We start from the raw sequence: 10,876 nt of genomic DNA, 5'->3' as shown, positions 1-10,876 counted from the left end.
GAGGTGGCATTGTTCCTTTTTTGATTGACATAAAAATTCCTCCTGTGATTTTGAATTTGTTTGCGTCCATTTCATTATATCACACTTTTTTCTGTCCATCAAATCTGGGAAGACGGCAATGTGAAGTGGGATTGAATCGAAAAAGCCGTCAATACGATAAGCCATATTATAACTTGTACAATGCGTTATACAATGTCTTTGTCAAAGATGATATTGATTGCTTATCATCGGTTTATTCCGCAACTAAAGATATAAAAATTGGGAAATGGTGGCGTAGTTACTTGTTTGACACCACATCGGAAACCGCAATCAACAAATTCCCGGCAGAACATTTGAATAATACAATATTTAGCGGTATTAGCGATGAAATCGAGTTTAAAAAAGCTTTTTTCAAGATAATGCATTTGTTTAAGGCTAAGGCTACGCTTTCCGATTATCTTGACTTAAACCGACGTTACATAAAAACTACGGATATTGTACTTTTTGAAGATAATACGGTTAAGTTAGATATTGTTCCACAATATTTCTTTAAATCTGTTATGGAACAATTGTATTCAGAGGCTTTTGTTGCTTCGGAATTGCTCTATAAAAATTGTAGTATTGAGGAAATTGCTGATTGCCTTGTTGTTAGTGACGATACGATTATAAATGGTATCAATGAAGAACTTGGGTTGAATGTAAGTACGATAGAAGCAGCACATGAGGCATTAGAAGATAATCGTTATCAACGACTGCAACATCTTATTGATACTAAATTTACCGATGAGAAGTTGCTAACACTGCTTGACTGCTTTGAAAACAGAAACGATAACGAGATTAGAAGTATGGTTACTGACAATGCCGATGTGCCTACTATTTTTGAGTATGTGTTGGGAATTTTATGGTATAAAACAAGTGAAAGAATCGGTAAAATTCTTGATTATATGAAATTGTCGCTTGACGCAGATTTGTTGCCTAAAACACACGCAGCAGGTGGAGAAGCTGACATTGTTTATGAGTATGGAAACACAGAATACTACCCCGAACATACGCTGCTTCTTGAAGCAACTCTAGCGGACGGTACAAATCAACGCCGTATGGAAATGGAACCTGTTTCAAGACATTTGGGGCAGCATTTAATACGCACAGGTAATATGAATTCATACTGTGTATTTGTAACAAATTACTTGAATATAAATGTCATTGCAGATTTTAGAGGTAGAAAGAATATGCCTTATTATGACCCGAATGATTATGAAAAGTGTGTTGACGGTATGAAAATAATACCTCTGCAAACAAGTGAATTGAAAACCATTGTATCAAAAAATATTAAATACAGAGATTTGTATAGCTTATTTGATAAGGCATATAAGTCGGAATTAAAACCGCATGAGTGGTATGCTGAATGTATATTAAATATATTATAAAGGGGAGTAATTATGACTTTTCCAAAACTAACTTTTAATAAAATTGAAAATGGGTTAATATTTACCTCTGATTTTAGTACATTTATAAAAAATAATGTTATCTCATTTTCTAATTCGGGTATTTCTGTAATCTATGGTCCTAATGGAACAGGGAAAACAAGTTTAGCTAAAGTGTTATCAGGAAATTCCGATACAGCGATGTGTTGCGAATATAATGGTACTAATTATGACAATGGCATAGACATATTCCATGTTATTAATGATCAGAATAATAGAAATATAATTGCTGGAACCGCACAAGATTTTCTTTTAGGTGATAACATAAAAAGAGAATTTGAATTACAAAAACAGATAGATGAACTATATAAAAATATATTATCTGAAACAATAGCTGCATTAAAAGAAAAGTTTGCTATATCAACTACCACCAATCCATTGATAAATATAATAAACAATAATAAACTATCAACTGTTATAAAGGATTTGGCGAATAAAAACTCTAAAGGTTCTAAAATTAGTATAGAATTTTTTAATGAAGCAATGAGCTGCATAGGGAATACCAGTGTAGATGATGGTTTTTCTGCTGATAAATTTAAGTGCTTTTTAGCAGGATATTCTGATAAAAAATCATTGTTGCACAGTGTATTAGCTCTAGAGGAACCCGATATCACTACAGTACATAATGCACAAGAAATTGAGGAAAATAGTGCCGCTATAGAAATATTGAGCCATTTTAAAAATAAGACAAAATGCATTGTTTGCGATTCTGATGGTATTAATTCCGAAGAACTAATTGACCAAAAAACCAAAAACAGACAAGCCGTTATTGACTCTTTGACTAAACAAATGCAGGGGTTTATTGATGGTATATTAAAAATGCCTCAATCTGAAGATGTATTTAAAATAAGGGAAAACATCTTATTGTCATTAGAATATGGTGATTATGATATAATTAAAAATCTACAGAGAGATATATTAAAATATAGTAATTACTTCAATGCAATTATATCAGGGTATTTTAAAAAACAGAGTAATATTGTGATTTTAAAAGAAATGTATATGGAATATTCAAAATTAATTTCAGAAAAACCGGATATAACAGAAGAAGATTTCATCTATATTGAAGAAATTCTGTCAAATAGTATGGACAAAAAAATTGCGGTAAGAAGAGATGAAAATAAGAATATTAAAATATTACTTGAAGAAAGAGAGTTCTTAGGAAAAGATAGAGAAGAACTCCCTTTAAGTACGGGCGAACAAAATTTTCTTTCTCTATGTTTTGAATTTTTGAAAGCAAAAAATTCACCACAAAAGATTGTTGTTCTTGATGACCCAATTTCTAGTTTTGACTCAATCTATAAAAATAAAGTTGTTTTTGCAATGGTGAAAATGCTTGAAAATAAACCAAGGATAATTTTAACTCATAATATAGATTTGTTGAGATTATTAGAAAGTCAATATAAAAATTCATTTAGACTGTATTTGTTAAATAATACCGAGGGTGAAAATAATGGTTTTATAGCTCTTTCAAAAAACGAACAAAGTATGTTAATTAATTTACAGGAATTATTAAATACTTTTAGGCATACCATTTTCAATAGTATAAAATCACCTGAAATGTATTTGATATCAATGATCCCATTTATGAGAGGTTATGCTACTGTGATAGATGATACTGAAAGTATCGAAAAACTCACCGAGCTTATGCATGGTTACAAGACAAAGAGCGTTGATGTATCTGAAATATACTTTAAATTATTCGGTGATGCCGGAAAAAATGTGTTGCCAGCCTCTTTCAAAATAAATGTTGGCGATTTGTTAAGTCGCACTGTTGATGGTGTTACAATTGTAGATACAAACAAATACCCGTTATTAGATAAAACACTTCGTCATTCATTCACATACTTGTTTTTAAGATTATTGGTAGAAAAAACACTAATTGACAAGTATGGTATTGATACGGAGAAATATCAGCAACTAGGTGCTATAATTAATCAATCTTTTAAGGGAAATGATATCGATAGTATAAGGAATCGTGTTAGGCTGACTTCTAAAAAAACACTTATCAATGAATTTAATCATTTCGAAGGAAATTTGAGTATATTCCAACCAGCCATTGATATTACTGAAAAAGCACTAGGTGCAGAAAAAACAAGCATTTTAACTTTTGTAGACATAATTAAACAATCTTAAATAAATGCACAATTGATGTTGAAAGTGAAATGATTAAATAATTACATTGTGGAGGTATTTAACTATGTCAACCTTAATATCAGATTACTTTGGTGTTGATTTTGATTCGTGTGGTGTTTTTGACGCAGTGATAGATGCTGATAGTCATTATTTTATTAATGTTACTCGCTTGAAAGATGCTACTACTCCAGAGTTTGCTGAATCATATCAAAAAATAAATAATTATTTTGGGGAAATAGCACTTTTATTGGATCAAGCACAAGAAAAAACAATAAAGGATCGATTTTACAGAGAGGCTTTAAGGAGGTTTGCATTTTCAGAAGTCAACGGCATAAATTTAGGTTTTTCACAAACATTGTATGGTGCTGCATTTGGAAATAAACTTAGAGATATTATCATTTCTGATGCATTTGATATTGTTAAGGCAGGGACTAAAAGACCAGAGTTTTTTCATCTAATAGGTTTATTTGAAGATAATGTGGGACCAGATAGATTAAGCGATATGTTTGCCACAATAATTAAAACAGATATATATGCTTATACAAAAAGAATTAATTTGGAATTGGGTATTACTCAAGAAAATTTTCCTAACGAAATTTTTAAAGATGGTGTGGTTTTTAATCCATATAAAAGATGTGATCTTCTGCTAATACCAAAAGAGATATTACATGAATTGCCAATAGCGCATAACTGGGATGACATTGATAGGGTTGTATCCGAAAATGAAACTATTCGTAGAGAGATTAATTCTATGGTTGGAGAAGAATGGCGCAAATATGCGTCTAGTCAGAAAAAAGGATATTTAAAAGATCATATATTCAAGGTATCAGAAAAATGTGCTAGGGTTCTTGAAACTTACGAAACTTTGCACGAATCGGAATGTGATTGGGAAACTGATTTAGAGTATGTTACTAGCAGGGTGTTTAAGAGCTTGAAAAATATGGGTTTTGGATCCCTGCAGCACAGTAGAGATATGCACCAAGTAACAAGCGATGAAGCAACAGTGCATATTATAGATATATTTAAAGATTGGGTAGAAAACAATCGTGGGTGGGAGGAGATATTGTCAATTTCAACTCGCAAAAGAGAAAAAATTGTACAAAGACTTGTTCACCTTGCTGCCAAAGAGTATGTTAAAACAAATAATTTAGATATTAGTTTTGAGTCAGATGCAGGTAATGGACCTTCAGATATAAAATTAAGTAGAGGTGGAGATAAATCACTATGCGAAATTAAACTTTCGTCAAATCCACAATATTTGCACGGATATCAAAAACAAGTGAATAGATATGCAGAAGCTGAATGTACAGATAAACTGTTTTATACATTTATAGATACGGGAAATCCTGGTCGATTAAAAAATATTATGGAGTTACATCAAAACAATTTGAATAATGAGGTAAAATGCCCCAAATTAATAATTATTGATTCAACCAAAAAAGAATCTGCAAGCACCGTTAAATAGAAATGTTGGGTGGTATAATAGAAGTGGTGTTGAGTACAATTTGAGTACAAAAACTTTTGCAAAACAAATCACGGTGCGAAAAACTGTGAAATTCAAGAAATATAATCACGGAAAATCAAGAAAAAACATCTTGATTAACTTCCCCTAAGTCGAGTGGGAATAAATGTTGTTGTTCCCAGGCAAAACGATTTTTAAAAAATTTAATACCCCAAATAGACCTTGAAACGAAAGTTTTTAAGGTCTATTTTTTTATAGCATAGCTAAATAAACCTCATAAACACGGCATTTTTGACAATAAAATGTGGGTTTTATTGTAATTTAAAATTTTGCAAACCCTCAAGGTAGGGACAAGATTTTTTTACAAAGTGGATTTGCCTCTTAACATTTGTGCAATCCCGGGCGAAAATACATTCAACGTTAATTTGACATTTTCCCTATCATATTATATAATAAAGTCAGACCTTTTGCTGACGGAGGGGAAAGAATGTCAAGATTAAAAAGACTTTGCGCGTATATTTGCGTATTTGCGGTTATATTATGCGGCTGCGGTGCCGGCGGAAAGATTGGCGAGAAGAAAACGGCGGACGAAAACGACAGGGTATGCGCGTTTTTCAAAAAATACTTTGACGGCGGAAAATATCTTATAGATTTCAAAAGCTGGGAAGAAAGCACGGGTGAGTCTATGACCTGTACAATGGCGGTGGACGGAGAAAATTACTATCTGCAATACGAAACTGCGGACGGCAAGCAGACGTTTTTTGTGCGCGACGGGAAAAGTTACGGGATTTTGGACGATTTGAAATCATATGTTGCGGAAGATGCCGACAAAAACGAACAGCGTCAGGAGGATTTCAACTCCAAAAACGTTTTGGGCAAGACATATGAGGTGTGCCGTGAGAAAATCGGCGACGATACATATGACTGCGAAAAATTCACCTCGTCAAACGGAGAGGAAAGCCACTACTGCTTTGATAAAGACGGAAATTTAAAATATATCATCACCAAAATGGGCGATAAAAAGATTTATCTCGAATTTTTGAGCATTGACACCTCTGTTCCCGCGTCGTATTTTGAAATCCCCGAGGGTTACCAAAAAATAGAATATTAAAAATAAAAAACCACTCCCGAAATTACATATAGTTCGGGAGTGATTTTTCAGTTTAATTGTTTAGTATTCTGCTGCAAGACGGTATTCGAGGTTATCTAAACTTTCAATTCCTTTATCAAAGAAAATTTTCTTTTGCTCATCACTGTATTCGGTTATGTAGGTGTAGTTGATGTATTTTCCTTTTGAATCGGGAATGTTGATTATAATTTGAAAACTGTCGTCTAAAGATTTCGGCTCAAAATCAACAATGCCGGCAATTCTGAACGATTCGCACGCGCCTTCATTAAGCAAGTGATTTATTGTAGTGATTTCTTCTGTTGAGTCTTGTGTATCTCTGTTGATAATTACACCCGGTGTCATACAAAAATTGTCAAATGCATAATAAAAATCCGCAGGATTTTTGCAACAACCTGCGGATTTCATATATTTTAAAACTTTTATTTTTCAACTATAACCGACACGCCGTCGGGGATAGCGGCAATTTTAATATCGGTTTTGCCGAGGATTTCCCTTGCCTTTTTCATTGCGCCATCAAGTGAGTGCGACGGTATCATATGCATTTTTTTTACCATATTGTCGGGCATTTCCGAAATATAAATGACGCTTGCGCGCGAAAGTATGCGCAAAAGAATTTGACTTTGCCACTGGTCGGGCGCGGTTTCGTTCCGTCCTCTGCTCAAAAACAGCGCGGTGGTTTTCTTAATATCCTCCTCGTCCGCGAGCTGATGATAAAAATTGTCACCGCCCGTGCCGTCGCTCGACGACGCGAGCATAATTATCACACCGCCGTCCTTAACGGTAGCCTCCGCGGCGGTCATACCCTTAACCGCCTGATAAACGTTCTGGTCGAGCGGATAACCGCCGTTTGTGGAAATTGCAATGTCGGCATCAACCGCCTTTGCACCGCACAGTTTCGACAAAAAGTCGGTGCCTTTTTTGTGCGCCTGTTCACTGTCGCCGGCAACCGCATAGATAACCTTTTTGTCCGCGTCAAGCACAACGTTTACGATAAACGCAAGCCTTGCCGTCTTTGCCGCCCAGAGCATATCTTTGTGAATGGGGTTGTTTTCCAAAATTCCCGTGCGCGCGTTTTTGTCGGCGATAAACTCCGAACAGTGGTTCGCCATAACTGTCGTACGGCTTGCAATTCCCGGAAGAACGCTCTTTCGTCCGCCGGAAAATCCTGCGAAAAAGTGGGGTTCGATAAATCCTTCCGCAACCAGAAGGTCGGCATTGTACGCGATTGAGTTAATCTCGCACGCACCGCCCGACGGCAGTGTGCCGATGTTCACAAGCTTGTCGGTTTCAAGGCAGTCGTGTATGTAAATTTTCTCGTTTTTCACAATTTCTTCGCCGAATTTGCTTATCAGCTCATCTTTCGTCGTTCCGCGGTGGCAACCCGTCGCAATGAGAATTGTGATGTCCGCGTCGGGACTGCCTTTTCTGATTTCGTCCAGCATAGCAGGCATTATAACCTTGCTCGGAACGGGGCGCGTGTGGTCGCTTGCGATAATTACGACGTTTTTCTTGCCGACGGCAAGCTCGCAGAGCTTTTTTGAGCCGACGGGATTTGCAAGCGCATCTTTCACAAGTTCAACCTCGCCCTTTTCGGGAACGTAGTCGTGTATCGACGATACCAAAACGCCTGCAAGCTCGTTTTCGTCAAACGCATATGTCATTTTTGTCTTGCCGTACGGAAAAGAAATTTCTTTCATTATATACACCTCATTTTTTATAAAGACCGATTTTCTCGGACACAGACAAAAACTGCCGTCCGAAAACAGATTTTACATTGCTTTCTTATGTCTGATTTTAACATTATATTAAATAAAAGTCAACAATTTGACATAAAAAACACACCCGTGTTCCGAGCGTGTTTTAAGATTTGCAACATTTTGTACTTTAAAATTAAGCAAATATTTTATTGTAGTTTTCTATACATTCCGAAATGATTTGCAGAGCCGCCTCGCGTCCCTGAACCTCGTCAACCGCAGTGGTTTTGCCCTCAAGCTGTTTGTACGTCGCAAAAAAGTGGCGCATTTCGTCAAAAATATGCGGCGGCAAGTCGCCGATGTCTTTGTAGGTGTTGTAGGTCGGGTCGTCGGTGGGGATTGCGATGATTTTTTCGTCCTTTTTACCGCCGTCCATCATAACGATAACGCCTATGGGATAGCATTTTACAAGCACAAGCGGGTCAATGTCCTCGGTGGTGAGCACAAGCACGTCCAGCGGATCGCCGTCGTCGGCAAGTGTCCGCGGAATAAAGCCGTAGTTTGCAGGATAGTGCGTTGATGTGTATAAAATTCTGTCCAAGATCAAAAAACCCGTTTCTTTGTCCAGCTCGTATTTCTTTTTGCTTCCCTTGGTGATTTCGATTACCGCAACAAAGTTTTCTGCCTTAATTCTTTCGCTGTTGATGTCATGCCATATATTCACTTTTTACACGCCCCTCTTTTGATTTTTAAGTTCCGTGTTTCTATTGAATGATACCATTGAAACGCCGTTTTGTCAAGACAGGGAGGGGATTTTGTGCAAAGGGGCGCCTTTGCAATCCCGATTTTAAATTATCTTATCATATCAAAAATAGGTTATCGTAATTTTTGGGTTGCTCCGCAGGCACCGCTTTTGGCGCAAAAGCGGTGGGAAAACGTGGGGGTTTCGATTCCCCCACACCCCACAAACGACAAGGGCTCTGCCCTTGACCCGTTCTGTAAACGTTAATTTTCGGCGAACGGTTTGTTTTCGGGTTTTGTTTGAAAAATATTCGGTAATCTGTTGTTTGAATGATTTGATTGTTGCAAGGGGTCTTGGGGTGAAACCCCAAGCCGTTTAGGGGTGCGGGGGAATCGGAACCCCCGCGCTTTTGCGGCACTTTTACTCTAAAAGCGCCCCCGCGGAGCGAATTAGTAAAATAACAAATTTTATGTTTTTGATATGATAAGAGAATTTGAAAATTACAAATCGCAAATCGAGGGGGCGATGGGAAACATCACCATACTTTTCCTTTCTCCGACAAAAAATTTCCGTACAAAAATGCGCCGTTTGTTTTATTTGCACAAAAAGGCATACCAAACATATGCTCAAACGGCGGAAAAATTAAAATTTTTAATAAAATCTCATAAAATAAAAAATTTTTTTAAAAAAAGTATTGCAATTTCATTACAAATGGGTTAAAATTTATTTAAAAGTGGAGATAAGTGTGACAAAGTGGCGCTTTGTGGTAGATATTTTATAAAAAATCACAAATTTGCGGCTTTGTTTTCATCTAAAAAATATGAAAGGGCGGTGAGTAAATGTCTTACGGTTTCAGCGGTGAATATCAGCACAGTGTTGACGCAAAAGGAAGAATGATTGTTCCGTCAAAATTCCGCGAACTTCTCGGCGAAAGCTTTATGGTTACGCGCGGACTCGACAACTGCCTTTTTGTATATCCCAAAGAAGCGTGGGAAGCATTTACGCAAAAACTCAAACAACTGCCCATTTCAAACACAAACGCACGTCAGTTTGTAAGGTTTTTCTTATCGGGTGCGGTTGAGTGCGAGCTTGACAAGCAGGGAAGAATACTTCTTCCGCAAAATCTCCGCACTTACGCAGGCATTATGAAAGACGTGTCGGTTATCGGTGTGGGCGAACGCGCCGAAATTTGGGACAGCGAACAGTGGAACGGCTACAACGGAAGCATTTCTCCCGACGAAGTGGCGTCAAATATGGAATCGCTGGGAATTTAGGTGAAAAAAATTGGAATTTAAACACATTTCTGTTCTTTTAAACGAGTCGGTAGACGCGCTGAACATCAAAGAAAACGGCATTTATGCCGACGGCACGCTCGGCGGCGGAGGCCACAGCGAGAAAATTCTCGAACGTTTGTCGGGCAGCGGACTTTTAATCGGTATCGACCAAGATGCCGAGGCGATATGCGCGGCGAAAAAACGGCTTGAAAAATTCACCAACGTTATCTACGAAAACACAAATTTTAAAAACATTAAAGATATTCTTATAAGAAACAGCATTGAAAACATCGACGGCGCGGTGCTCGATTTGGGCGTTTCGTCCTATCAGCTCGACAACGCGGACAGAGGTTTCAGCTACATTGCGGACTCACGGCTGGATATGCGTATGGATTTGTCGTCCGAGCTTGACGCATACAAGGTTGTAAACACCTACAGCGAGGAAAATCTTGCAAAAATATTTTTTGAATACGGCGAGGAAAAATTTTCACGGCGAATAGCGTCACAGATTGTGAAAACGCGCGGTGAAAAACCGATTGAAACGACACTTGAACTTTCCGAACTTGTGAAAAAATGTATTCCGCAAAAGACGGTTAAAAAAGGCTCACACCCGGCAAAAAGGGTGTTTCAGGCGATAAGAATTGAGGTAAACGGCGAGCTTGCAATTTTAGAGGGCGCGTTGAACGACTTTTTCGATGTGTTAAAACCCGGCGGACATCTTGCGGTGATAAGTTTTCATTCGCTTGAGGACAGAATTGTAAAAAACACCTTCGCGTCACTTGCGAAAGGGTGTGTTTGCCCGAAAGACTTTCCCGTGTGCGTGTGCGGAAAAAAGCCGAGGGGAAAAATAATCACCAGAAAAGCGGTTGTTCCCGAAGATGCCGAAATCGAGGCGAACAAGCGTTCAAAAAGTTCAAAACTTCGTGTTATAGAAAAATTATGATGTAAAAATTTTAAGGCGGTGCAAAAGAAAAAG

10 protein-coding genes are annotated in these 10,876 nt (G+C 37.4%); 7 read left to right on the top strand and 3 right to left on the bottom strand.

The window, feature by feature from the left end; all coding sequences use genetic code 11:
• The 4 genes from H8706_RS06345 to H8706_RS06330 form a co-directional block, all read left to right on the top strand.
• Positions 1-1,406 (top strand): AlwI family type II restriction endonuclease (locus H8706_RS06345; protein WP_262431945.1); only part of this gene is annotated, 1,406 nt, incomplete at its 5' end.
• Positions 1,407-1,418: 12 nt separating this feature from the next.
• Positions 1,419-3,599, top strand: coding sequence for an AAA family ATPase (locus tag H8706_RS06340; RefSeq protein ID WP_262431944.1), 2,181 nt, complete (start codon positions 1,419-1,421; stop codon positions 3,597-3,599).
• A gap of 64 nt (positions 3,600-3,663) precedes the next feature.
• On the top strand, positions 3,664-5,064 hold the full coding sequence (locus H8706_RS06335; RefSeq protein WP_262431943.1) for a hypothetical protein: 1,401 nt from the start codon (positions 3,664-3,666) through the stop codon (positions 5,062-5,064).
• Positions 5,065-5,548: 484 nt separating this feature from the next.
• Positions 5,549-6,172: a hypothetical protein gene (locus H8706_RS06330; RefSeq protein WP_262431942.1), complete on the top strand. Its 624-nt coding sequence runs from the start codon at positions 5,549-5,551 to the stop codon at positions 6,170-6,172.
• A 60-nt stretch (positions 6,173-6,232) separates the two neighbouring features.
• Here H8706_RS06330 and H8706_RS06325 read toward each other — a convergent pair whose 3' ends face one another.
• The 3 genes from H8706_RS06325 to H8706_RS06315 form a co-directional block, all read right to left on the bottom strand.
• Positions 6,233-6,532, bottom strand: a complete 300-nt coding sequence (locus tag H8706_RS06325) for a hypothetical protein (protein WP_262431941.1) — start codon at positions 6,530-6,532, stop codon at positions 6,233-6,235.
• A gap of 77 nt (positions 6,533-6,609) precedes the next feature.
• Entirely contained in the window at positions 6,610-7,887 is a 1,278-nt protein-coding gene (gene larA, locus H8706_RS06320) for a nickel-dependent lactate racemase (protein ID WP_262431940.1), read from the bottom strand.
• A gap of 193 nt (positions 7,888-8,080) precedes the next feature.
• On the bottom strand, positions 8,081-8,608 hold the full coding sequence (locus H8706_RS06315) for an inorganic diphosphatase (RefSeq protein ID WP_262431939.1): 528 nt from the start codon (positions 8,606-8,608) through the stop codon (positions 8,081-8,083).
• A gap of 543 nt (positions 8,609-9,151) precedes the next feature.
• On the opposite strand from H8706_RS06315, the gene H8706_RS06310 reads away from it, so the two are divergent.
• The 3 genes from H8706_RS06310 to rsmH all read left to right on the top strand — a co-directional run bounded on the left by H8706_RS06310 (position 9,152) and on the right by rsmH (position 10,843).
• Complete coding sequence (locus tag H8706_RS06310) at positions 9,152-9,346, top strand: hypothetical protein (RefSeq protein WP_262431938.1); 195 nt, start codon at positions 9,152-9,154, stop codon at positions 9,344-9,346.
• Between the two features lie 119 nt (positions 9,347-9,465).
• Positions 9,466-9,900, top strand: coding sequence for a division/cell wall cluster transcriptional repressor MraZ (gene mraZ, locus H8706_RS06305; RefSeq protein WP_262431937.1), 435 nt, complete (start codon positions 9,466-9,468; stop codon positions 9,898-9,900).
• A gap of 10 nt (positions 9,901-9,910) precedes the next feature.
• Entirely contained in the window at positions 9,911-10,843 is a 933-nt protein-coding gene (rsmH, locus tag H8706_RS06300; protein ID WP_262431936.1) for a 16S rRNA (cytosine(1402)-N(4))-methyltransferase RsmH, read from the top strand.
• Positions 10,844-10,876 lie beyond the last annotated feature (33 nt).

It is taken from the genome of Qingrenia yutianensis, assembly GCF_014385105.1.
Taxonomy (GTDB): domain Bacteria; phylum Bacillota; class Clostridia; order UMGS1810; family UMGS1810; genus Qingrenia; species Qingrenia yutianensis.
This window is presented reverse-complemented; position numbering and strand designations above follow the sequence as displayed.